This is a genomic window from Rhodococcus sp. YL-1 (assembly GCF_001942025.1).
Lineage (GTDB): Bacteria > Actinomycetota > Actinomycetes > Mycobacteriales > Mycobacteriaceae > Rhodococcus_F > Rhodococcus_F qingshengii.
The window spans coordinates 4745670-4770006 of record NZ_CP017299.1; the positions used below are offsets into that span (position 1 = coordinate 4745670).

The following is a 24337-nucleotide window of genomic DNA, read 5'->3' on the forward strand; positions in this document are numbered from 1 at the left end:
CCGCTCAGCCGGCAGTGCGGATCCGGTCGAAGCTCCGGCCTCGGTGTTCGAGCGGCAGCCTGTCCCCTCGCCCGAACAGTTTGTTGCGCAGCGTTCCCTCGTCGTAGTCGCCCTGGTAGGCACCTCGTTTGGTCAGCTCCGGAATCACATGCTCCACAATGTCTTCGAAGGTTCCAGGAGTCACCGCGTACGCGAGATTGAAACCGTCGACGTCGGTCTCGGACACCCACTCCTGCAACTCGTCGGCGACCTCCGCGCCGGAACCGACAACGATCGGGCCGAGCCCGCCGATGCCCGCCCACTCCGCGATGTCCCCCACCGTCCATTCGCCGCCTTTCTCGTCGGCCTGACGAAACGATGCGACCGCGGATTGAATGGCATTGCTCTCGACGTTCCCGATCGGCTCGTCCGCTCGGTATCCGGAGAGGTCGATTCCCATCCACCCCGAGGTGAAAACGAGCGCGCCTTCACTACTCGCGTAACTGCGGTAGTCCTCGAGCTTCGCCTGGGCCAACTCGGGGGTTCGGTCGGTGATGATCGTCAACAGTGTGTAGATGCGGGCCGAGTACGGATCGCGCCCGACCTTCGTCAGCATTCTCGGCGGCGAACCGAACCCCGCGAGGCGACGCGCCGGCCTGGAAGATGACCGGCGTCCGCTGCGGAGAAGGTTCGGAGATGTGGATGCCCGGAACGGTGAAGTGCTTGCCTTCGTGCTCGATCGGATGAACCTTGGCGGGGTCTGTGTAGACCCCGGTGGTTCTGTCACGCACCACCGCGTCGTCTTCCCACGACGTTTCCCACAACTTGTAGAGAACTTCGAGGTACTCGTCCGCGTGGTCGTAGCGATCGTCGTGCTGGAGTTGGTCGTCCTCGCCCATGTTCCGTGCGGCCGAGGGGAGGTATCCGGTGACCACGTTCCACCCGATTCGCCCGTTCGTCAGGTGGTCGAGGGTGCTCAATCGCCGAGCGAACGGGTAGGGATGCTCGAAAGCTGTACCCGCGGTGATCCCGAAGCCCAAGTGCTCGGTCACGGCAGCCATCGCCGACGCCAGCAGTAGCGGGTCCGAGACCGGTACCTGCGCGCCCTGCCGCAGCGCTGCGTCGTGATTGCCGCCGTACACGTCGTACGTTCCCAACACGTCGGCCAGGAACAGCCCGTCGAATCGTCCGCGCTCGAGGAGCTTCGCCAATTCCGTCCAGTACCTCAGATCCGTGTACCTGGACGACTGATCCTCCGGGTGGCGCCACAGACCTGGCGATTGGTGGGCGACGCAGTTCATGGCAAAGGCGTTGAAGCGGATTCTGCGGGTCATTCCCGCACGATGCCGTGCCTGCTCCGCGGTGAACACCATTGCGATCAGTGCGATCGGTACGGCTCCTGCTTGCACCCGGCGATACCGTCGACTTCGCGACCTCGTCGGCGGGCCGCTACACTGACTAGCGCAGCTGTGACGCCCGAGGCTTCGTGCCGACAGGTCGAGCGGACGCAACAGCAGTATCGAGAAGCGAAAACCCCGGCAGCACAGGGTTTTCAGCGCTTGTCGGTACGCTCCCCGCCCTCGTAGCTCAGGGGATAGAGCATTCCTCTCCTAAAGGAAGGGTCGCAGGTTCGAATCCTGCCGAGGGCACCAGGTGGGACTCTCCCCACATCGGCGCGACCAACGTGCCATTCTTGAATGCATGACGACGCCTCACTCCACGGCTACTCCCCCGAAGAACATGTCTTTGATCCCGGGTGGGACGTACTGGATGGGCTCCGAAGACTTCTATCCGGAAGAACGCCCAGTTCACCAGGTCACAGTCGACGGATTCTGGATGGACACGACGGCGGTGACGGTCGCCGAGTTCCGACGCTTCGTGAAGGCAACCGGCCACGTCACCACTGCTGAAATCGCCCCGGACGCCGCCGACTATCCCGACGCCGATCCAGCCCTCCTCGTCCCGGGATCGTTGGTCTTCAATTCGCCACCCGGCCCGGTTTCACTTGACGACTACACCCAGTGGTGGTCGTTCACTCCCGGCGCCGATTGGCGCCATCCCGAGGGCGCCGACAGCAACATCGGGGGACGTGAACGGCACCCCGTCACCCACGTGTCGTACTTCGACGCCCAGGCCTACGCCGCGTGGGCCGGCAAGGAACTCCCGACCGAGGCCGAGTGGGAGTTTGCCGCCCGCGGTGGACTCGATCGCCAGGCGTACGTGTGGGGCGATCACGACTCTCCGGGCGGGCGGCCCGGTGGCAACGTGTGGCAGGGCCAGTTCCCCTGGGAGAATCTGCTCGAGGACGGTTACGAGCGCACCGCTCCGGTCGGAAAGTTCCGGCCCAACGGCTACGGACTGTTCGACATGGCCGGGAACGTGTGGGAATGGACGGCCGATCACTACACATCGGACCACGCCCACAGTTCCAAGAACGTCGCGCCGGCCTCGTCGTGCTGCATTCCTCGTAATCCCCGAGCGGAGTTCGCCACGGAGGCGTTGGTGGGCGAACCCTACGCACGACGGGTGATCAAAGGCGGCTCACATCTGTGTGCACCGAACTACTGCTTGCGCTACCGCCCCGCCGCGCGGCAGGGCGAATCCGAGGAGTCCTCAACCTGCCACGTCGGCTTCCGGTGCATCATCCGCATTCCGCAGGAGTAGATCAGAAGGGCACGTCCCCCAGGATGGCCACCCGCTCCATGACGCGGCGATGAGGGAAGTAATCACTCGCTGCGTAATGCTGGGTAGCCCGGTTGTCCCAGAAGGCAATGGAATTCGGCGCCCACTTGAAGCGGCACTGGAAGTCCGGGACCTTGACCTGCGCGAACAGCAGGTTGAGCAGATCGTTGCCTTCGACAGGATCCATGTCCGGAATGTGGGTGGTGAAAAGGCTGTTGACGAACAGAGTCTTACGCCCGGTCTCCGGATGCTTACGCACCATCGGGTGCAGGACCGGCGGGTACTGCTCCTTCATCTGTTCCAACTTCTCCGGGCTCATGCCGCGTCCGAAGGACGGCACGAAATCGTGGATGGCGTCCTTGCCGTCGATCAATTCCTTGATCTCGTCGGGGAGGCAGTCGAAGGCGTTACCCATATCAGCCCAGAGCGTGTCACCACCGGCAGGCGGTACGTCGATCGCCCGAAGTACTGAACCGAGCGGCGGCGTCTTCGTCCAGGTGACGTCGACGTGCCAGATGTTCTCGGTTCCTGGACTGTCCTCTCCGCGTTCGAATCTGACGACTGCCGGAACCTCTCCCTGTGGGAGAAGTGGATGGACCTCGAGTTCGCCCCAATGGGCAGCGAAGTCACGATGATTCACGCTCGAAATCGGCTGGTCACGGAAGAACACGACCTTCCATTCGAGGAGGGCCCGACGCACGTCCTCGATCTGCTCCTCCGACGGGTCACGCAAGTCGATATCGCTGATCTCGGCACCGATGAACGGTGTGACGGGTGTCAGAGTGAACCGCTCGTACGGCCTCGATTCAACGCCTTCCGGGTTTCGCCTCATTCCGCGTGGTCCGAATTCGATTGTGTGATTGCCGATTTGAACTGTTCGTGAGGATGTAAGGGTAGCCATCGAATGACTCCGTCCTGTCGTGTCGTGGGGTCACACGTCAGTCGACGCGTGCACCCGCTCTGCTCGTGTGCGTTTGCGTGTGCTTTGGGGCGCGGTCAGTGCTCCCACCGCGAGATCGACCAGATGATCCACCGTCGTATCGAAATCTGCCTGCACAACCGGGTTTTCGTCTTCGCGGCGCTGCTCGAAGATGGCCAGAGCAGAGACGCTCATGTTGAACGTCAGATCGATCCGTTCCACCGCGACGCGGCGGGGCAGATGCGGCAACGCCCGCGTCAACCTGCCGACTACCTCGTTGATTCCTTCACTGACCTCGCGAAACTCAGCACTCTGTGTATCCACTGACGGTGAAATTCTCGCGATGAACCGCGCATAGTTGGACCCGTCGACCGTCGCCATGAAATCGGCCAGCGGGTACAGAAAGGCTTCGACCAAAGCACGGACCAAGTCGGTCCGCCCACTGGCGTCGATGTCGTCGAGATACGTCAGTCGCGCTGCGTTGATCTGATCCATCCGATGCCGGAATACGGCCAGCACCAGACCGTCTCGCCCACCGAAGTGATACTGAACTGCAGAGTTGTTGCGCTGCCCGGCCGCAGTCGCCACGTCCCGCATGGACACTTCGTGAATACCTTGCTCGGCGAACATCCGCTCGGCGACGGCGATCATGGCGTTCTTGGCATCCAACGAGGCAGGCATACACCGACCATATAAGTCACTGTCTTAATTCCGCAAGCCCCATCCCCTGTGCGCGGTTAGGGAGTGCAGGGACTCCTTAACCACTCACGGGGGTAGTTGTCCCAGTCAACGAGACATACGCCGCCAACTGAATTCCGATCGATACGCTCCAGATTAAGACGACTGCTTAATCCGCCCGGTTTTGCACACGCCAAGGAGCCTGCTGGTGAATCGCCATTCCATTCCGATCATTCCCGAGACGCCGAACGTCGCGGCCGCCGTGTACTACCCCGATCAGAATCCCCCGTACACCCGCCCGGAACCGCTTCGCCCGCCGGCCGGGGCCCCGAACGTGCTGCTGATCATGATCGACGACGTCGGATTCGGCGCACCCTCCGCGTTCGGTGGCCCGTGCCGCACCCCCACCGCCGAGCGTTTGGCCGAAACCGGCGTGAAATACAGCCGATTCCACACCACGGCTCTGTGCTCGCCGACGCGTGCCGCCACACTGACCGGGCGCAACCACCACAGTGTCGGTATGGGTGTCATCTCCGAAATGGCCAACGCGGCACCGGGATACAACGGGACCCGCCCCGCCTCTGCCGCCACGGTCGCACGCGTCCTACAGGGAAACGGCTATGCGACAGGTGCTTTCGGCAAGATGCACCAGACCCCGACGTGGGAGACCACCGCTGCCGGGCCGTTCGATCGGTGGCCGGTCCGTGAGGGTTTCGACAAGTTCTACGGTTTCCTCGGTGCCGAGTCCGACCAGTTCACCCCGGTTCTCTACGAGGACTTCACGATGGTCGACTTACCCAAGACACCACAGGAGGGTTACCACCTGTCAGAGGATCTCGTCGACCACGCGATCGAATGGATCGAGGGCGTCAACACGATGGACCCCGACAAGCCGTGGTTCTGCTATCTCCCCTTCGGCGCGTGCCACGCTCCACTCCAGGTTCCGGACCGATACCTGAACAAGTACGTCGGCGAATTCGATCACGGGTGGGATCGCCAACGCGAGATCACCCTCCAAAAGCAGAAGGAACTGGGCGTCGTCGCTCCTGATACCGAATTGGCCCCGTGGGCTCCAGGGCTCCCACACTGGGACGAACTCGACGACGACCAGAAGAGGGTCTCGGCCCGTTTGATGGAATTGTACGCGGCGTTTCTCGAGCACACCGACGACGAGGTAGGCAGGCTCGTCGACCGGTTGCAGGACATGGGTGTACTCGACAACACTCTGGTGCTCTACATGATGGGTGACAACGGCGCTTCCGCGGAAGGCGGAATGGAGGGTTCGTTCAACTACCTCGCCGGCCTCAACGGTTACAAGAGTGCGACATCCGACGTACTGGCGCGCTACGACGAATTGGGGACCGAAACCAGCTACCCGCACTATCCGGCGTCGTGGGCTCTGGCTCTCGACACCCCTTACCAGTGGGCCAAGCAGGTTGCGTCCCACTACGGCGGTACCCGAAACGGTCTGATCGCCCACTGGCCCAAGGGGATCGACAAGCCAGGAATCAGGGAGCAGTGGCATCACTGCGTCGACATCACGCCGACAATCCTGGAAGCTGCCGGCATTCCGGCACCGACCAGCGTCGACGGGGTCACCCAGAAACCGATGGAAGGCGTGGCGATGAACTACACCTTCGCCGAGCCCGACGCCGAAGAGCGCCACACCACACAGTATTTCGAGATCTTCGGCAACCGCGGAATCTACGATCACGGTTGGACCGCAGTCACGGCCCACCGCGCACCCTGGCTGATGGCCACTCACGGCCTCGAGCTCACACCGATGAGCGAGGACCGTTGGGAGCTGTACGACACCTCGGTCGACTGGTCGCAGGCCCGCGATCTCGCGGACGAGCATCCCGAGATCCTCGCCCGGCTCAAGGAAAAGTTCCTCGTCGAGGCGGCCAAATATCAGGTGCTGCCGCTGGACGACAGAACGGTCGGTCGCCACGCCACCGCGGAATCACGACCCCCGCATCCGATGATGGGCCGCAAGACCCTCACGCTGTACCCACACATGAACGGTCTGGTCGAGAAAGCCGCGCCGACGTTCTTCAACCGCTCGTACACGCTGACCGCAAGTCTGGGTAGCGTCGCCGACGGCATGCTGGTCAGCCTCGGTGGCCGGTTCGGCGGATTCGCTTTGTACATACTCGATTCCGTCCCCGTCTACTGCTACAACTTCAGCGGCGGTGGTCGGACCTTCGTGCGTGGGCGCAACCCGCTGGCACCCAATGCACGCGAGGTGTCCGTCCACTTCGAGTACGACGGCGGCGGAATCGGCAAGGGTGGAACCGCAACCCTGAGCGTCGACGACGAGGTGGTCTCCGAAGGCCGGATCGAGAAGACCACTCGGGCGATCTTCAGCATGAACGAACAGCTCGACGTCGGCATCAACCGGGGAAGCCCGGTCGCGGAAGAGTTCGCGGACAAGGGCACGTTCCGTTACGGCGGCAAACTCCACAGCGTGACCGTCGACTTACGATCCACCCGAGACGTGGTGTCCGCAGAGGAACGGGAGAAAATCTCACTCGCCGTGCACTGATCGACCAGGCGGCGCTCGCCGATTATGCAGCCGCGCAGGCCATCTGCCGCGCGGCTGCACAATCGCCCTGCGTCTATCCGACCGTGTACATCTGCAGGCACGGCCCCACCGGGCGAGCTTCCAGGATGTCGCGGGCCTTCTCACGCGCTGTGTTGAACTCCCAGGGCGCAGTGGTGCCCGGCACTCCGAATCGATATCTGCTCAAGGCACATGAACGCTGCGGTTCCGGTAGACGATCCAAGGCAGGTACCGCGTCGACGGAGAGCCCGCGTAAGTAGGAAACGTCGATGCTCTTGCCGCCCTCGAACCGCTCCACGTTCTTTTGCGCGATGTACGCATCGGGGTTGAACACCGCGAAGGCAAGCAGCGCGACGGCCGAAGTGGCGAGAACAGCTGTGGGCAGCCACTTCCCGGACATCCGAATACCTGCGACGAGCAACAACACGAACACGAATCCCAGAAGCAGCTCTGTCGCGAAGACGCTGACCCGGAGCACCGTGAAACCGTACTGATTCTCGTACAACCACATCCGGTGCACAGCGGACGCCACGATCACCAGGCTGAAGACACACAGTGCACCCAGCAGTCCACGGGCAAGACGCCTCGATCCAGCGTCGCGGCGGTCGATGTACCGCACGGCGACGGCGATGACGAGCAGCGTCAGCACGGTAACCGCCATGAGCTGCCAGAAACCCTCACGCGCGTAGTCCGCATAGGTCAGTCCGTCGGTCACCTGTACGTGCTCGTCTCCCCCGAACAGCGTCTTCGTCTGTACTGCAACAAAACCGAGGAACAGCACGTTGAGTACTCCGAGCGGGACCGCCCACTCCCACATCGGCAACGGCGTCGCCTGCGCAGGTGCAAACGCGTCCACCGTCGGCGTTCTGCGGCGCAGATACACCGCAACCAGCGTGCCGAACGCCATCACGACGCCGGCAAAGATCCGTGCCCCCGGGTTCGACACCGAGATGGCCGGAGCGAAGCCGCCGAAGATCTTCGCGAACTCCGGATCCGCACTCACGAACAAAGATCCGAAAATCAACAGGAGAAGAATCGATACTGCGCTCACGACGACAACTCGCGCCGCCGGCACCCGCGGAGCAGAGCGGGTAGCGAGCTTTCGACGACGAACGAAGTTGACCGTCCGGTGCGGTGCCCGCCAGGGAGCGAACGTTCCCAGAAGTATCCCGGTCCACGTCCGCCCGCCGATCAGAGTCCACGTGAACAGAACCCACGCAGCTACGACGCAGAGGAACACCAACCACTCCGCACCGCGAACGGCGGCAACACCCAGCAGTGCGAGCATCCCGATGGCGGCGACCCACTGCGTCACGGTCATCCGCGGCGGCGTCAGAATCCCGAAGACGATCACCACACCGGCACCCACGATCACGTACGCGATACTCGCGAACCCTGGGTCGAGGATCAGGGCCGCAAGCACCCCTACTGCGGCCGCGCCGAGGAGGATCGAGCGGGTGGCCATCGAAGTGCGATCGGGACGCCAGAACCGGCTGGAACGCTTGGGTTTTACGGCCGGCATCGGCGTTTTCGGTGGAATTACTATCGGAGCGCTCATGTGATCTCCTATGTGTCTGGTTCAATTTTTCAGGGTCGGAAGTACAGACGAATGCCGATGAAGACATGCGCCATCGCGAGATCTCTCGATCTCGTCAGGGACTTTGATTCAGTTCTGCGGCAGCACTACTCGAATGCAACAACCCGACGGGGCATCGACGACGGCAATCCTGCCGTCATGTAATTCGACCGCCCACTTCGCGATCGCGAGGCCGAGCCCGGTACCCCCGTCGGTCGAGCCGCCGCGGATGAAGCGGTCGAACACTCGCTCACGGGCCTGTGGTTCGATGCCGGGGCCGTCGTCGTGGACGTCGAGCACCAACTCCCCCGCGCTGCCGGTACGTACTCGGATGACAACTTTGGTGTCGACGTTCCCGTGCTGAACCGCATTGTCCACCAGGTTGGTCACCACCTGGTGGAGGCGATCCGGATCGGCGACCACGGACAATTTTGGAGGCTTGACGTCTATCTCGATGTCGCCCGCACTCACACTCGACAGCTCGCGTAAGAACGGCTCGACCTCGAAACGGCGGCGTTTCAACGGCATTGCGCCACCCTCGAGTTTCGAGAGATCGAGAAGGTCGGCTACCAGCGCGCCCAGCCGTTCCGTTTGCCGCAGCGCCGATTTCATCATCGCCGGATCCGGTTCTTCGACACCGTCGACGACGTTCTCGAGCATGGCTTGCAAAGCGGTGATGGGCGTGCGCAGTTCATGGGAGACGTTGCCGATCAACTCGCGGCGGTACCGGTCGTCGGCCCCGAGGTCCTCGGCCATCCGATTGAACGCATGGGCGAGTTCGCCTACTTCGTCTCTGGAAGTCGCTCGTACTCGCCGCGAATAGTCGCCGCGCGCCATCGCCTTCGCCGCGGCCGTCATCTCGCGAAGCGGTGACGTCATCCCGTGTGCGAGCACCTGCGTAACGCCTAGAGCGACAACCAACGCCGTCAGTAGAGCAAAACGAAACGGTTGTTGCGACGTCAGCCAGAAACCACCCGCGGCGAACACCAGTGCTGCGACAACCAGGAGGCCGACCTTCACCTTGAAGGACCGCATCGGGTCCAGCGGCCGCGGCCACCGTGCAAAGAGTCGGTCGACGCCGCTCATCGCGGCACGTCCCAGGCGTACCCGACGCCGTGAACGGTCCGGATCACGGAAGGTCCGAGCTTGCGTCGCAGTGCCTTGACGTGGCTGTCGACGGTCCGACTGCCCGCTCCCTCACCCCAGCCCCAGATCTCCTCGAGCAGCGACTCCCGCGGGATCGCGGCTCGCGGCCGCTCCGCCAGATAGGCGATGAGATCGAATTCGGTGCGAGTCAGGTGAACTTCTTGCGCATCACGGCGCACTCGACGTTCGGTCAGGTCGATCACGACGTCACCGAACTCGAGGAGGTCGGCCACCGGGCGAGCAGCGTGCTCCGCGCGATCCGCACGCCGAAGCAGAGCCTGCACCCGGGCGACGAGCACACGCATGCTGAACGGCTTGCTCAGATAGTCGTCGGCCCCGACGCCGAGACCGATCAGCATGTCCGTTTCATCGGCGCGAGCGGTCAGCATCAGCACGGGCACCGGGCGCACGGCCTGGATGCGGCGGCAAACTTCGAGGCCGTCGAATCCCGGCATCATCACGTCGAGCACCACTAGGTCGGCATCCATCTGCTCGCAGCGGGTCACAGCGCTGGGGCCGTCGAATGCCAACTCGACGTCGTAGCCCTCGGCACGCAGCCTCGCCGCGATGGACTCGCAGATGCTGACCTCGTCGTCGACCACGAGCACTCTTCGCTGACTCATGGAACTGACTGTATTCGGCCCTCGTGGATGAACCTGGGAGGACTTGTGAAGGTTCTGTGCAGGTTCTAGAACCTGCGGATGTTGTTGATCGGCAGATCCGCCAGGGGCGTCAGTCCGGTCGGAACACCAACTCCGTAGGCGTTGAACACCATTCCGAACCCAGCGTAGATGCCGACGTGCGTCGCACCGGGGTAGAAGGTGATGACGTCGCCGGGGGCGAGGGCCCACCGGGGAACCGGCTGTCCGACGTTGGCCTGCTGTTGGCTGGTCCGTGGCAGATTCACGCCGGCCTGCCGAAACGCCCATTGCACCAGCCCGGAGCAGTCCCACGAGTTCGGCCCGACGCCGCCCCACTGGTAGGGCTTTCCGGTCTGAGTGCTCGCCGCTGCCAGCGCGATCAGCCCTGCCGGACTCGGAATCGGAAGGGCGGCTGATCCGCTGCTGATGCTGCCCGTGCTTCCCAAGCTTCCGGAACTCCCGCTACTGCCACCGCTACCGAGGCTTCCCGGGTCGGCTGAGGCAGGGGCAGCGGAGAGCAACAGGACACTTCCGGTCAGCAAAGCCGCGACCGTTCCCGTTCGGAGTGTCGACTTCTTCATGCATCCGTCCTTCGTGGGAGTCGTTTCGGCGCGCGGCAGCGCACCTCGATAGCCGTGAACTGGTAAGACACGTGAAAACAAACACTTCGTTCGGATGTTAACGGCGTGGACGTGGTGTTCGGACAGGAATGATTGATCCGATTTGTCGGTTTTGAACAAACGGGCCTTACGTCCCGGGCTGGCAGAAGATCAGGGAATGATGGGGGATTTCCTGGATCCCGCGGCACGACAAGGTCCATAGATTCGACTCATGCGCCCATACCTGCTCGTCGCCGCGGTCATCATCGGAGCCATCACGGCACTCGTCGGTTGCTCGACGCTCCAGCGCGCAGTGGAGATTCAATCGGATCTCGACGGACTCACCAGGTCGGGTGTCGTCGGGTCGATCGCAACACTCGACGACGGCACCACGACGGCTGTCATGACCAGCGGCGTGCCCAACCGGACCAACGGCGATTCGATCGGCAAGAATGATCGCGTCCGGATCGGAAGTGTGACAAAGACATTCACAGCTTCACTCGTTCTGCAGTTGGTCGCCGAGGGCAAGGTCGACCTCGACGCACCGATCGAGCGGTATCTCCCGGGGCTACTGCACAGCAGTGACATGGACGGCAGTGGCATCGACGGTAGCGCGATCACCGTGCGGCAACTGCTGCAACATCGCAGCGGCCTTCCCGAGTTCGCCGGAGAACCCGGCGCCGACGAATGGATTGCAGCTAACGAGAACCGAACGCTGACGCCGTCCGCCGCGGTCGCCATCGCCCTCGGCAAACCGGCGCAATTCGTCCCCGGAACGTCGTTCGTCTACACCAACACCAACTACATCGTTCTCGGAATGCTCGTCGAATCCGTGAGCGGCCGCAGCTACGCCGATAAACTCCGGTCTCGGATACTCGATCCGCTGGACTTGGAAGACACGTACCTCCCGCCGGCCGGTGAGCTCGACATCAGGGGCGATCACCTGACGGGCTATCAGGATCTCGACGGTGGCCTGACCGACGTTTCCCGCACGGAACCGTCGATCCCCTGGGCTGCCGGAGCGATGGTCTCGACGGGCACAGACCTGAACACCTTCTGGCGTGCACTACTCGACGGGCAGGTGGTGCCGGCCGAGCAGCTTGCCGAGATGACCACCCCTCAGGTCGCCGCCACCGAAGCCGAGGGACTCGGGTACGGGATGGGCGTCGGCGCCACCGAACTTCCCTGCGGCGTCACCTATACCGGCCACAGTGGCGGGATCTACGGGTACTACACACTGTCCGGCGCGACGCCGGACCGCGCGTTCACTGTGACGCTGACGTCGACGCCGAAGGACCAGCCGGACACCGTCGCGATACTCTCGCACGCACTCTGCCCCTGACGCTGTTACCAGTATTGATAACGTTTTCCATCAGTGTCCGCGACGAAAATGACCGCGTCGGCGCCGTCCAACTCCGAAGGTTTCAGCGGCAGGTGGCCGGGCAGGATCGCCTCTCCCGCGGTGACGGACGGGTCAAGTGCTGCGCGAAGTGCGGGCGCCGGAAACAGAGCACGCCGACTGGTCGCATCGGCCAACGCTCCCTGCAGAGTGCCCGGATCACTGTCGGGGTTGGCGTCGGTTGCCACGAATACGTAGCGCTCCCCGAGGACAAGTCCGACAAGTGAGCCGGCGCTCCCCCAGCTGACCACGTCGCCGTTGACGGGCATGTCGGACGGCACTCGCAGGAGATGGGCATTGTGTGCGAAGAGCAGGATCGGCCCGCGTCGCTGCTCCTGGACGACGACCGCCGACAGGTTCTCGGCCATCATCTCGGCACGCAGACTGAGCAGAGTGCCGATGCGATCAGGAGCGGAACTCGCCATCGCGGAGTGATAGCGCAAGAGCCCCAGAGCGGTGCGTGAATGTGCAAGGGCCAGGTCGTACCCGGCCGGGTCGGCGGGCCGCAGCACAGGTGCGGCGCGCCGCAGGACGCTGGCGAGGTCGTCCGCAATGATGCGCAGGGCACGAGCCTGATCGGAGTTGCCGACGGACGCAGCCGGTTCGAACATCGCCGCCGGGTTGGTCCAGTCGGTGTCCTGCCCGAACAGAAGGTCGATGTCGTCGAACGAGTGCGGCCGCATCGCAGCGGGCAGGAAGTCACCTGCTGCAGACAGCGCGCCACGTGGGCTCGGTGCGCCGGAATACTCCACCGGAGCGTCGAAGCCGTAGAAGCGAACTCGGTCGGCCGGAGCGCGGCCGTGGTTGTACTCGCGTAGCCATTCGACGAGTTCGCGGTTACCCGGTACCGCACCGAATCCGTGGCTGAAGCCTGTGGCGAGCACCTTCTCGATGTCCGCCTCTCCCCCGTTCACGTAGTCGTCGACAAGCAAAGCCGCAAAGACATCTGTTTCGAGCACGATCGACCGATATCCTCGTTCGACCAGTTGGCCGAGAAGTTCGTTGCGCAGCAACGGAAAAGCCTTGATCCCATGAGTCGGCTCGCCGAGAGCGAGCAGAGCCGGCACCTCGGTTCGCGCTGCGAGCAGTTCGTCGACGGCACGACCAAGACTTGCCGCGTCTTCGAGTTGGCGGCCGAACTCACTCAGCGCTGGGGCAGTGGACATGATCATCCCTTTCGAAGGTGGACTGCCTTCGACAGTATCGTTGAAGATTCGAGTGAAACTTTCACCGGCAATTACCTGGGGTATACCGTGAAAAGCCTCAATCGGAGGTGATCAGTGCGGCCCATAGACCTTGCCCGTGAACACGGGTTGTCCGCACAGGCGATCCGCAACTACGACGATGCCGGCATCCTCCCTCCGACCGAGCGCAGCACTTACGGCTACCGGCGATACACCCCAGTGCACGCGCAAGCCCTGCGCACTTTCCTCGCATTGCGCGGCGGTCACGGGCACCAGCGGGCCACGGAAATCATGCGGGCGACCAACCAGGGCGACACCGAGTCCGCCTATCGCCTGATCGACAGTGCGCACATGACGCTGCTCGCCGAGCGAGGAACTCGCACCGAGGTAGCCACAGCGCTGGGGACTCTGTCCACCATGGCACCGGCACTGGTGCACGGTCCAGCGCTGACGGTGGGTGAGCTGGCGCGCCGTCTCGGCGTTCACCCGGCGACACTGCGCACATGGGAAGAGCACGGCATCCTGCGCCCCGAGCGCGAACGAGCAACGGGTTATCGCGAATACGGTCCGGAGTGTGTGCGCGACGCCGAGATCGCACGGCAGCTGCGGCGCGGTGGCTATCGGCTGTCGCAAGTCGCTCAGTTTCTCGATTCGCTGCGCGAGGCCGGCGGAGCAGACGCATTGTCAGCGTTCCTCGAATCCTGGCAAGACCGGCTGACCACACGCAGTCGCAACCTTCTCGCCGGCGCAGCTCAGCTCGATGCCTATCTCACGATGCTGGATCAGACCTCGCCTGGTTGCCGATCAGCAAACGGTTGAGGCGTCAGTTCACAAGCCGCGCAAGGCTCCTCACCATCTCACCGACGGTGTCGGTCGACGGCCACGGGAATTCCGGGAGATCGGCCCGCAACATCACCTGTCCGTGCAGCGAAGTCCAGATCGATACCGCATCGACAAAAGTGTCTGTGCTGGCCGACCTCCCAGCGGCGACGCACGCGTCGAGGTTGGTCACCAGTGTGTTGAAGGCGGCCAGTCCTCGCGTATCCGATTGTGGTGACTGACCTTTCGGCCTGGACCACCCGAACAAGACCCGATACCGAGCGGGCTCGGAAATGCCGAACTCGACGTATGCCGAGCACCCGGCATACAGACCCTCGACCGGGTCGGGGTGTGCGGAAACGGCGTCGGCCACGGCGAGATGCAACTGCTCCAGCGATTCGGAGACCACCGCTTCGACAATGGCATCGCGATCGGAAAAGTGTCCGTAGATAGATGGTGCGGATATCCCGACTTCGCGAGCGACCGATCGGAGCGTCACCGCCTGATCCGATCCGGTGCGGGCGATGAGCGTCGCCGCTGCGGCGACGATCTCTCCGCGGAGTCGTGCGCCGCTTCCTCTCGGATTTCGGGCGCGAGTACTCCGAGAACCACTCGTCCCAGTTTCATCGGCATCTTCGGAAACATCACTCACCCGACAAACTTTACACATGTAAGGCGAGGGGGTACGTTCTCATCACTAAACATTCGTAAGGTTACATTCGTAAGGACATGATGAATTCCCTCGAACCCACTGACCGGCGACGATGGGCAGCACTGGGCGCCCTCTGCACATCCCTCGTCGTAGTCACGACCGACAACACCATCCTCAACACCGCTATCCCGACCCTTGCCCGCGAACTGCGGGCGACCACCGTCGACCTGCAATGGATCACCAACGCATACACATTGGCGTTCGCCGCCTTGCTCATCACGGCAGGTGGACTCGGCGCGAGATTCGGTCACCGTCGGATACTTCTGACCGGCCTCACCTTGTTCGCCCTCGGGTCAGCCTTCGCTGCCCTCTCTCACACGTCGTTGCAGCTGATCGGATGGAGAACAGTGATGGGGGCAGCCGCCGCACTGGTCATGCCGGCGACGCTGTCACTTGTCGTCTCGATGTTCGCCCCGCACGAGAGAGGCCGGGCGATAGGAATCTGGTCTGCAACCGCCGGACTGGGAATCGCGATCGGCCCCGTGGCCGGTGGCGTACTTCTCGAACATTTCAGTTGGGGAAGCGCCTTCTGGATAAACGTCCCACTGGTCGCCGGTGTGATCGCCGCGACGGTTTTTCTTGTACCCCCGGCAAGAGGGATCACGAAGGGTTCGTTCGACATCCCCGGACTCCTGCTGTCCGCCGGCGGACTGGCTTTGATCGTGGATGCCCTCACCCAGGCAAGCCTTCGCGGATGGTCGTCGCCCGTCACGGTGCTGGAGATCGTCAGCGCAACAGCACTTCTCGCCGGATTCGTCTGGTGGGAGCTGCGGGCCTCGGCGCCGATGACCGACGTGCGCATCTTCACCAGTCGAGTGTTCAGCATCTCCAATGCCATCTTGGCCGCAACGTTCTTCGCCCTTTTCGGAGTTCTCTTCACGTACACGCAATACCTCCAATTAGTTCGTGGTTACGGTCCATTGGTCGCCGGCGTCGGTGCAGTTCCGTTTGCGATAGTGATGGCGGCTGTCGCCTCCAGCAGCGATCGTATGGTCGGCCGATTCGGCGTGCGCAGTTCGATCGCGAGCGGTCTCGCAGTCATGTCCGCGGGACTGTTGGTCCTGTCGATCGCAGCAGATAGGTACGCACCGTTCGGAATCCTGGCTGCGATCATGGCACTGGTCGGCGCGGGGATGGGGTTGGTCATGGCTCCGGCCACAACCACGTCGATGGCTTCGGTTGCGCCCCAGCAGGCTTCGATGGCCAGTTCGATCAACAGCGTCGTGCGAGAGTTGGGTGGAGTTCTGGGCGTCGCCGTCATCGGGACGGTCGTAGCCACCGATTTCCGGTCCCGCTTCGAACCCGGAGTCGACACTTCCACAGCCGATCCGGCGCAGATCCATGCCGGCGCTCCCCCCGCGAGTGCCTTGACCGACGCAGCGAACCAGGCTTACACCTCGGCGATGAGTACCGGAATCCAAATCTGTGCCGCAGTCGCGTTCGTCGGTGCGTTGGCCGTCATTGCACTGTTTCCCGCACCACGTCGCCCGGTTTCTTGTCCTCCCGCAGACCCCGCCAACTCGGATGACGAAGGCGTCCGGTCGCCGTCCAATCCATGAACCGCACCTCACCGACGAGTTCCGGTTTCACCCACACTGCTCCCTTGCGGTCGTCGGCGGGCAGTTCCTCCCCGAACGGACTTTCCTTCTGACGCAGCGGTTCCAGTGTCGCAAGTAAAGACTCCAAGTCGCGATCACTGAAGCCTGTACCGACGCGCCCCACGTAGGTCAATCCATCCTCACCCGGAATTCCCATGAGCAGCGCCCCGATCCCCTGTGCTCGATTGCCCTGCCCAGTGCGCCACCCTCCGATCACCACCTCTTGAGTGCGCCAGTTCTTCACCTTGATCCAACTCGACCCACGCCGCCCCGGAAGGTAGACCGATGCACGACGTTTGGCGACAATCCCTTCCCATCCGGCATCGGTACTCACCTCCAACGCGTTCTCCGCCGTGCCCTCGATCTGTGGAGGTACCTCGAGCTCACCGACCTTGCCCGCCAACGCATTCAACACGGTGCGCCGGTCCGAGTAGGATTTCCGCAGCAAAGACACTCCGTCGAGGTACAGAAGATCGAAGGCCAGGAACACCGGCTCCCCACCTCGCTGGAGAAGACCGAAATCGGTGACCCCCGCGTCGTTGTACGCCACCACTTCCCCGTCGAGAACCACGTCATGACCGTCCAGCACCTCGGCCAACCCGGCAAGGGCGGGATAGTCCCCGGTCTTGTCGTTACCCGCGCGACTGCGAAGTGACATTGTGCCCGAATGATATTCGAGAATCACTCGAATCCCGTCCCACTTACCTTCGAAAGCCCACTCCTGCGAGTCGAGACCTTCGAGCGTTCCAGCGGTGGCAAGCATCGGCTCGAGATTCTTGGGAAACTCCGTTCCGAAACTCGCGTTCTGATCCTTCATCAGATGCATCAACCACTGGTCACCCTTCGTCCGGATCAGCGCGAAGCGTCCCTGCACCCGTTTCCCACTGAGGCGCACGATCACCTCGTCTTCACGCCACTTCTCGGTCTCGTACGTCCCGGAATCCCAGATCGTCATCGAACCGCCGCCGTACTCCCCCTTCGGAATCGTGCCCGAGAACGTGGCGTACTCGAGCGGGTGATCCTCGGTGTGCACGGCCAACCGATTCTCTCCGGCACTGGTCGGTACGCCCTTCGGAACAGCCCAGGACACGAGCACACCATCCCGCTCCAGCCGAACGTCGTAATGCAATCGTCTGGCGTGATGTTCCTGAATCACAAAGGTATTGCCCGCTGTCTCCTTGGTCACCGCAGCAGGGATCGGCTCCGGCGTCCGGTCGGCCGACCGCTTGTTGCGATAGTGCGTCAACGTGTCGGCTACAGCCGCCGAGACCGGCGGATCCAGATCGCCCAGCAGATCACCATCGGATTCGACGCGCTCCAGAACCTCGTCGAACAACAGATGCCGTAGTTTCGGATCGTCGAGTTCGTCCCAACTGCGCGGCGCGGCAACATAGGGTTGATCGCGACCACGCATCGAGTACGGCGCAATGGTTGTCTTGGCTGCGTTGTTCTGACTCCAGTCCACGAAAATCTTGCCTGCCCGCACATTTCGAGCCATCGTCGCGGTGACGAGATCCGGGTGAAGCTTCTCGAGTCCGGTGGCGATCTGCTTGGCGACAGTCGACGCACCGCTGCCGTCCAAGGCTCGATCCAGTGGAACGTAGAGGTGAATTCCCTTGCTACCACTGGTTACCGGATAGGCAGTCCACCCCAGAGTTGCGACCAGATCTCGAATCGACCTCGCCACCTCGGCGCACTCGGTCAATCCGACGCCTTCGCCCGGGTCGAGATCGAATACCAGTCGTGTCGCCGGACCACGCTCGGAACCGTCGAATCGCCATTGGGGAACGTGCAATTCGAGTGCGGCCTGCTGCCCCAGCCACGCCAGGGATGCAACGGAATCGAAGACCGGGTAAGTGACGACACGATCAGAATGTTGCAGCGACGCACGCGTGAGCCACTGCGGGGCAGACGACGCAAGGTTCTTCTCGAAGAAGGACTGACCGTCCACGCCATTGGGCCAACGCTTACGAGTGCCCGGTCTACCGACGACATGCGGAAGCATGACTGCGGCGATACGGGTGTAGTAGTCGATGACTTCGGCCTTCGTGGTGCCGCTCTCGGGGTAGAGGATCTTGCCCAGATTGGTCACGGACACCGTTGTGCCGTCGAGCGTGATCTGACCCCGATCCGTCGTTGCCATTTCCTCATTGTGCTGGATAGTGCTGCATCTGGCAGTAGAAATCTGGTGGATCGGAAACCTGCCGCTGCGCCAGTCCACGGGCAAGACTGGATTCTCGATGGGAGAGGAGACCACGATGACAGTTCGCAGTTCCGTGGAGCCGTTGGTGGACAACAACTGGCGGATGTTCGCCACCTGTAAGACGGTGGACCCCGCGGTGTTCTATTCGCCGGGTGAAGAACGCGGACGCAATCGGGCTGCACGGGAAAATTCCGCCAAGCAGGTGTGCTTCCGCTGCCCGGTCATTCGGGACTGTCTGACGTTTGCACTCGACACGGCTGAACCACACGGAGTATGGGGTGGGACGACACCGTCGGAGCGCCTTGCACTACGACGCTCAGCTGCGTGAACTCCGCTCACACGAGACCCCCGTCACGTTCGTACCGGACAAACAGGCAAGATGGCCTTGTGCCTATGACACGACGCGCTGTTGCCGTGACCGCGATCTTCGCTTCCTCGATCTTGTTGGGCTCGTGTTCGTCGCAGCCGGAGGCACCTGCGGCAGCGGACACCACGACCACGGTTCCCGAGGCATTCACCAAACTGCCCTCGACTACCGCCGTGGACAAGTGCGGACCCCAGAGCGGGACCACCCTCGAAGACGGTGTCTTGACCATCGCCACCGATTCGCCGGCGTACGCGCCGTGGTTCGTCGACAACACTCCGTCCAACGGCAAGGGCTTCGAGGGGGCGGTGGCCCGGGCCGTCGTCGACAAGCTCGGGTACAACGCCGGTCAGGTTCGCTTCACCACGGTCGCCTTCAACGACGCACTGAAACCAGGCCCCAAGGATTTCGACTTCGACGTCAATCAGTTCACGGTTTCCGGGGATCGCCGTGAGAACGTCGACTTCAGCTCGCCGTATTACGCAGTGGCGCAGTCGGTGATCGCCTCGCGCGGGAGCAAAGCCGCTGAGGCAAAGAATCTTGCGGATCTTGCCGGCTACCGTTTGGGCGCTCAGACCGGTTCCACCAGCCTCGCGGCGATCACGGACACGATTGTTCCGACCACTGCGCCACGCGAGTTCGCGACCACGGACGATGCGAAAGCTGCGCTGGCCGCGGGCGAGATCGACGCACTGGTCGTCGACATCCCGACCGGATTTCACATCACCGAGAACGAACTGCCCGGGTCGGTCATCGTGGGTCAGTTTCCGCGACCCAACGCGGTCACCGAATTCTTCGGGTTCGTGCTCGAGAAGAACAGTCCTCTGACGGCGTGCGTCTCTGCCGCCGTGGATGCGCTCTACGCCGACGGCACCCTCGAGAGACTCGCAACCGAATGGATCACGGACAGCGCCGACGCGCCAGTCCTCGAGTAGTTCAGCCGGCGCGCCCACTGATCGCGCCGACGAAGACCTTCGGGATGTCTGCCGGTGTCGGAGCGAAGTGGCTGTTGCCGCCGGTGAGAGCCGAAATCTGCTCGAGCACATCGGTATCGGCGTCATCGGTGACACCGATGGTGATGATCGGTACCGGCCGCGTCGGGTCCTGCTCGCGAGTCAGGGTGTCGAGAAGTTCCTGCAGCGAGATACTCGACGGATCATCGTTCGCACCGTCGGTCAGCAGAATCACCGAATTGATCGAGGCCGGATCGTAGGTCTGTTGCATGGACCGATACGCGGCGAGAACGCTGTCGTACAAACCTGTTCCGCCGCCGACGATCGAAGAGAGGTCGTCGATCCGAGACAGCAGTTTGCTCCGATGATCCGTGTCGCCTTCAGTTGCATCCATACGGGCGACAGGTTCGAGTTCGCGGTAGTCCGTCCCGTCACCGAGGTCTACGGAGAACGCCCAGAGACCCAATTGTGCGTTGGCGGGAAACATTCGGATCGCGATGTCACCGGCCTGCGCCGTCGCGGCCATTCGAGTGACCCCGTCCTGCATGTAGTCCATGGACCCCGAGACGTCGACAACTGCCAGCGCGCGGGAAGGCCTGGACAGAATCTCGTACCGCGCAAGCGCTTTGGTGACCACAGACGGATCGGACGGCACCAGCGAGCCAACACTTCCCACTCCACCGGCGACCGGTGGGGCCTGATCCGCGCCGCGGAACCCGAGGCCGGCAAGTACGGAGCGCCCGGTGTCCGATGTCAGCGCTGCCACCAGCAGTTTGCCGGCGTCGACCGCCGACGAGTCTGCACCCACACTTGCCATCGGGTAGTCCATGAAGACCGAACCGGACGACGGTACCGACGCGGTGAGTCGACTGTCCGCATGTGCGGCGAGATAAGCCTCGAAGGTCTGCTCGGTCGTCACCGCGGTCCCGCCGTCCGCGTCCACGGTTTGGATGCGTCCGGTCGAACCGGTTTCCTTCAGATTTCCGTACTGCGCTTGCGCCACCGGGACCAGGGCTGCCGAAATGGACGTGAGGTCACCGCCCCGCGACTGGGCCTCGGCAAAGGCTGCCACGATCGGTGCGCTGGAGACGGCACTGGTGAGGGGATCGCCGATGTGCAGTGCTGGAGCGCCGAGGACATCCGTCCAAGCGGCGGGTGCCTCGCTACCCGGCGCCGAGACAGTGACAACAGGGGTGGACGCGACCGAGTTGCTGATCCGGCGAATCTCCTGCCCGCTAGCCGAAACCTTGTCCAACCATTCGCTCGAATCAGGGATCCACAGTGCGGGTGCCGAACCGTCGGCGATCGCCGCGACGGTGAGCACGGGATCTTGCGGCGTCACGCTGAGCGAGCTGCACCCGAGTTCCGTAGCGGGGATGGCAGCGGCGACAGCTTCGAGTCCCGAGGCGATCGACGGATCGGCGGCCACGGTCACGGTTTCCGGGTTCTCACAGCTGGTTGCCGTCGCAGCTGTGACAGCACTCGCACCGAGTTCTCCCTTGTCGCTGACGCTTTTGAACGTCACGGCGAATGCTGCGGTTCCACCGACTGCGACTACTGCCAAGAGTCCGATCAGAACCTGCACGGATCGAGGCATGGACGCAGGTGGTGCGCCGTACCCATGACGAGACGACATTGATCGAATCCTTTCCGGCGGGACCCGCATCAATAACCAACCGATGCCCGGTTTATCCCGCCGAAAAGAATCCTAACTCACGTTAGCGGTGAAGTAGCTCGATGTGGAAATCTCCACAACTTAGGTGTAGATCTGGACAAACTGGGCCAGCGACTTCTCCACATCGCCTTTGAGCGCCCGCGCCACACTCGAACCGATCGGGCCGAACAACGGCGCGCCGCCCAACTCGACTGTCAGCGCGAGTTCCGACCCGTCGCCCTTTGCCTTGACGTCGAGTTCGAGACCGAGCTTGACCCCGCCCTTGCCGTCTCCCTTGAGCGAGATCGCCTTCGGGACGTCGTACTTCTTGATGGTCCACCGAACGCGGTTGCGCAGGCCCTTCACAGTCACGACCGAGCTGATCTCGGTGCCGACACCCAGTTGTTCGGGAAGTTCACTGCGCCATCCGTCGTGAACCACGAGCCAGTTTTCGTATCCACTGAGATCGGACGCCTTGTCCCACACTTCCTGAGGAGGAAGCGGAACGTCGATTTTCACTGTGAGCTTTGCCATGGCAGAACAATAAGCCCCGTGCGCCTTTTCCGTAACCAGAGGTACCAGAAAGACGCACGGGGCTTTGCCCCTCTTAGTGGCTGACAGCCTTTTCGACGCCGACGCCGGTGAGGGAGCGAACTTCCATCTCCGCCTGCTTTGCCGGATCTTCGATCTTGTTACGTCCGATGTACGTACCGACGATGCCGAGGACGAATGCCAGCGGAATCGAGACGATGCCGGGGTTCGAGAGCGGGAACCAGGCGAAGTCGGAGTTCGGGAACATCGACGACGGCTTACCCGACACCGCCGGGGAGAACACGATCAGCGTCAAGCAGCTGATCAAACCGCCGTAGATGCTGAAGAGCGCACCGGTGGTGTTGAACTTCTTCCAGAACAACGAGTAGAGCAGGGTGGGCAGGTTCGCCGAGGCCGCCACTGCGAAGGCGAGAGCCACCAGGAAGGCGATGTTCTGCCCCATCGCCATGATGCCGAGAACGATGGAGACGAGTCCGATGACCACGACGGTGATTCGAGAAACTCGAACCTGCTGCTCCTCGGTTGCGTTGCCGCGCTTGATGACACTGGCGTAGATGTCGTGAGCGAACGACGCCGAAGCAGTGATCGCGAGACCGGCAACGACGGCGAGGATGGTCGCGAACGCCACCGCGGAGATGATGCCGAGGAAGATGGTGCCACCGAGCTCGAAGGCGAGTAGCGGAGCGGCCGCGTTCTCCTTACCAGGCGCTGCCAAGATCTTGTCCGGTCCGACCATGCTGGCCGCGCCGTAGCCGAGAACCAGTGTGAACAGGTAGAAGGCACCGATGAGCGCGATCGCCCAGGTCACCGAGCGGCGAGCTTCCTTGGCAGTGGGCACCGTGTAGAAGCGCATCAGCACGTGCGGCAGGCCCGCGGTGCCGAGCACCAAAGCGATTCCGAGAGAGATGAAGTCGAGCTTCGTCATTCCGGAAAGACCGTACTTGGCACCGGGCCCGAGGATGTCGCGTCCCTGCACACCCTTGGTGGTGGAACTGTTGACCATGTCCTGCGCATTGGCGAGCAACTGAGAGAAGTTGCCGCGCACTGCCCACAGAACGAGTACGAACATGATTCCGGCTCCGGCAACCAGCAGAACTGCCTTGACCATCTGTACGTAGGTGGTGCCCTTCATGCCGCCGACCAAGACGTACACGATCATCAGCACACCCACGATCGCGACGACGATCGACTGTCCCACCTTGCCGTCGATGTTGAGCAGCAGCGCGACAAGTCCACCGGCGCCGGCCATCTGGGCAAGAAGATAGAAGAGGGAAACGGCCAGAGTGGACAGGGCTGCCGCCATGCGCACCGGACGCTGCTTGAGTCGGAAGCTCAGCACGTCGGCCATCGTGAATCTGCCCGTGTTCCTGAGCAATTCGGCGACCAGGAGCAGTGCAACCAACCAGGCGACAAGGAAGCCGATGGAGTACAGGAAGCCGTCGTAGCCGTACACGGCGATCGCACCTGCGATACCGAGGAACGATGCCGCCGAGAGGTAGTCACCGGCGATGGCGAACCCGTTCTGCGGGCCGGTGAACTGCCCACCACCGGTGTAGAAGTCGGACGCCTTCTTGGTGGTCCGGCTGGCGCGGATCACCAGCGTCATGGTCACGACGACGAACGCGAGGAAGATCGCGATGTTGAAGGCTGGGTTTCCTACGTCCGTTCCGGACGCGGCGAGTGTGGTGATCACTGTGCGGGACCTTCCAGTTCTTCACGGATGGCGGCGGAGCGGGGATCGAGCTCACGACCGGCGAACTTCACGTACCACGCGGTGATGGCGAAGGTCGTGACGAATTGCCCGAGGCCGAGGATGATGCCGAGATTGATGTTGCCGAGGACCTTGGTGGCCATGAAGTCGTGGGCATAGGTAGCCAGGACGACGTACACCGCATACCAGAGCAGGAAGAATGCAGTGATGGGGAAAACGAACTTGCGCAGACGCGTTCGGAGTTCCTGGAATTCGGGACTCGCTTGCATGTCTATGAATGCCTGGGCATCCGGGGTGCGTCGCTCTTGCGGCGACCCCTCACTGATTTCTGCTGTGGACACTGCCGGCTCCTCGCCTCGCGTGTGAAGTGAACTACGCACAGACGTTAGTGAGATCGGAGTCACA

General features: G+C 62.7%; 20 protein-coding genes, 1 tRNA gene and 1 pseudogene. 8 read left to right on the forward strand and 14 right to left on the reverse strand.

From position 1 onward, the window contains the following. Positions 1-4: 4 nt before the first annotated feature. Positions 5-1313, reverse strand: a pseudogene (locus BH682_RS21885) (LLM class flavin-dependent oxidoreductase). A gap of 242 nt (positions 1314-1555) precedes the next feature. Here BH682_RS21885 and BH682_RS21890 point away from each other — a divergent pair. Together BH682_RS21890 and BH682_RS21895 are read left to right on the forward strand one after the other, a co-directional pair. Continuing rightward, positions 1556-1631: transfer RNA gene (locus BH682_RS21890), tRNA-Arg, on the forward strand. A 49-nt stretch (positions 1632-1680) separates the two neighbouring features. Beyond that, entirely contained in the window at positions 1681-2643 is a 963-nt protein-coding gene (locus tag BH682_RS21895; RefSeq protein ID WP_037125552.1) for a formylglycine-generating enzyme family protein, read from the forward strand. 1 nt (position 2644) lies between these two features. On the opposite strand, the gene BH682_RS21900 is transcribed toward BH682_RS21895, so the two are convergent. Both BH682_RS21900 and BH682_RS21905 read right to left on the reverse strand, forming a co-directional pair. Then, on the reverse strand, positions 2645-3562 hold the full coding sequence (locus tag BH682_RS21900) for a TauD/TfdA dioxygenase family protein (RefSeq protein ID WP_075834086.1): 918 nt from the start codon (positions 3560-3562) through the stop codon (positions 2645-2647). Positions 3563-3592: 30 nt separating this feature from the next. Further along, positions 3593-4261 (reverse strand): TetR family transcriptional regulator, encoded by a 669-nt coding sequence (locus BH682_RS21905; RefSeq protein WP_075834088.1) that lies wholly within the window; start codon positions 4259-4261, stop codon positions 3593-3595. 205 nt (positions 4262-4466) lie between these two features. Between BH682_RS21905 and BH682_RS21910 the strand changes: the two genes are divergently transcribed. Continuing rightward, positions 4467-6803, forward strand: coding sequence for an arylsulfatase (locus BH682_RS21910; protein WP_075834090.1), 2337 nt, complete (start codon positions 4467-4469; stop codon positions 6801-6803). 73 nt (positions 6804-6876) lie between these two features. On the opposite strand, the gene BH682_RS21915 is transcribed toward BH682_RS21910, so the two are convergent. The 4 genes from BH682_RS21915 to BH682_RS21930 all read right to left on the reverse strand — a co-directional run bounded on the left by BH682_RS21915 (position 6877) and on the right by BH682_RS21930 (position 10765). Next, positions 6877-8379, reverse strand: coding sequence for a DUF4153 domain-containing protein (locus tag BH682_RS21915; protein ID WP_308216546.1), 1503 nt, complete (start codon positions 8377-8379; stop codon positions 6877-6879). A 108-nt stretch (positions 8380-8487) separates the two neighbouring features. Then, a complete protein-coding gene (locus BH682_RS21920; protein WP_075834094.1) occupies positions 8488-9483 on the reverse strand; it encodes a HAMP domain-containing sensor histidine kinase in 996 nt (331 codons plus the stop codon). Continuing rightward, on the reverse strand, positions 9480-10166 hold the full coding sequence (locus tag BH682_RS21925; RefSeq protein WP_058037854.1) for a response regulator transcription factor: 687 nt from the start codon (positions 10164-10166) through the stop codon (positions 9480-9482). The genes BH682_RS21920 and BH682_RS21925 overlap by 4 nt, the downstream gene beginning before the upstream one ends. 65 nt (positions 10167-10231) lie before the next feature. Further along, positions 10232-10765: an NlpC/P60 family protein gene (locus BH682_RS21930; RefSeq protein WP_020970417.1), complete on the reverse strand. Its 534-nt coding sequence runs from the start codon at positions 10763-10765 to the stop codon at positions 10232-10234. Between the two features lie 250 nt (positions 10766-11015). Here BH682_RS21930 and BH682_RS21935 point away from each other — a divergent pair, with 250 nt between their 5' ends. Then, on the forward strand, positions 11016-12125 hold the full coding sequence (locus tag BH682_RS21935; protein WP_075834096.1) for a serine hydrolase domain-containing protein: 1110 nt from the start codon (positions 11016-11018) through the stop codon (positions 12123-12125). Positions 12126-12130: 5 nt separating this feature from the next. Here BH682_RS21935 and BH682_RS21940 read toward each other — a convergent pair whose 3' ends face one another. Next, entirely contained in the window at positions 12131-13354 is a 1224-nt protein-coding gene (locus BH682_RS21940) for an erythromycin esterase family protein (protein WP_083954709.1), read from the reverse strand. A 108-nt stretch (positions 13355-13462) separates the two neighbouring features. Between BH682_RS21940 and BH682_RS21945 the strand changes: the two genes are divergently transcribed. Continuing rightward, complete coding sequence (locus BH682_RS21945) at positions 13463-14185, forward strand: TioE family transcriptional regulator (protein ID WP_042921385.1); 723 nt, start codon at positions 13463-13465, stop codon at positions 14183-14185. A 4-nt stretch (positions 14186-14189) separates the two neighbouring features. Here the strand turns inward: BH682_RS21945 and BH682_RS21950 are convergent, their stop codons facing one another. Beyond that, on the reverse strand, positions 14190-14837 hold the full coding sequence (locus BH682_RS21950) for a TetR/AcrR family transcriptional regulator (protein ID WP_003940096.1): 648 nt from the start codon (positions 14835-14837) through the stop codon (positions 14190-14192). Between the two features lie 77 nt (positions 14838-14914). Between BH682_RS21950 and BH682_RS21955 the strand changes: the two genes are divergently transcribed. Continuing rightward, the gene (locus BH682_RS21955; protein WP_075834098.1) at positions 14915-16456 is read left to right on the forward strand and encodes an MFS transporter; all 1542 of its coding nucleotides are present in this window, start codon (positions 14915-14917) and stop codon (positions 16454-16456) included. Here the strand turns inward: BH682_RS21955 and BH682_RS21960 are convergent. Then, positions 16356-18638: an ATP-dependent DNA ligase gene (locus tag BH682_RS21960; protein WP_047272596.1), complete on the reverse strand. Its 2283-nt coding sequence runs from the start codon at positions 18636-18638 to the stop codon at positions 16356-16358. The genes BH682_RS21955 and BH682_RS21960 overlap by 101 nt on opposite strands. Before the next feature lie 115 nt (positions 18639-18753). On the opposite strand from BH682_RS21960, the gene BH682_RS21965 reads away from it, so the two are divergent. After that, entirely contained in the window at positions 18754-19026 is a 273-nt protein-coding gene (locus tag BH682_RS21965) for a WhiB family transcriptional regulator (RefSeq protein ID WP_037128762.1), read from the forward strand. A gap of 65 nt (positions 19027-19091) precedes the next feature. Continuing rightward, positions 19092-19997, forward strand: coding sequence for an ABC transporter substrate-binding protein (locus tag BH682_RS21970; protein WP_047272597.1), 906 nt, complete (start codon positions 19092-19094; stop codon positions 19995-19997). A 1-nt stretch (position 19998) separates the two neighbouring features. Here BH682_RS21970 and BH682_RS21975 read toward each other — a convergent pair whose 3' ends face one another. The 4 genes from BH682_RS21975 to BH682_RS21990 all read right to left on the reverse strand — a co-directional run bounded on the left by BH682_RS21975 (position 19999) and on the right by BH682_RS21990 (position 24273). Then, complete coding sequence (locus BH682_RS21975; RefSeq protein WP_075834100.1) at positions 19999-21651, reverse strand: substrate-binding domain-containing protein; 1653 nt, start codon at positions 21649-21651, stop codon at positions 19999-20001. A gap of 120 nt (positions 21652-21771) precedes the next feature. After that, entirely contained in the window at positions 21772-22203 is a 432-nt protein-coding gene (locus BH682_RS21980; RefSeq protein ID WP_003939735.1) for a type II toxin-antitoxin system Rv0910 family toxin, read from the reverse strand. A 73-nt stretch (positions 22204-22276) separates the two neighbouring features. After that, complete coding sequence (locus BH682_RS21985; RefSeq protein WP_007727752.1) at positions 22277-23914, reverse strand: solute symporter family protein; 1638 nt, start codon at positions 23912-23914, stop codon at positions 22277-22279. Then, on the reverse strand, positions 23911-24273 hold the full coding sequence (locus BH682_RS21990) for a DUF485 domain-containing protein (protein ID WP_003939976.1): 363 nt from the start codon (positions 24271-24273) through the stop codon (positions 23911-23913). Before BH682_RS21990 ends, BH682_RS21985 begins: the two co-directional genes overlap by 4 nt. Between the last annotated feature and the right edge of the window lie 64 nt (positions 24274-24337).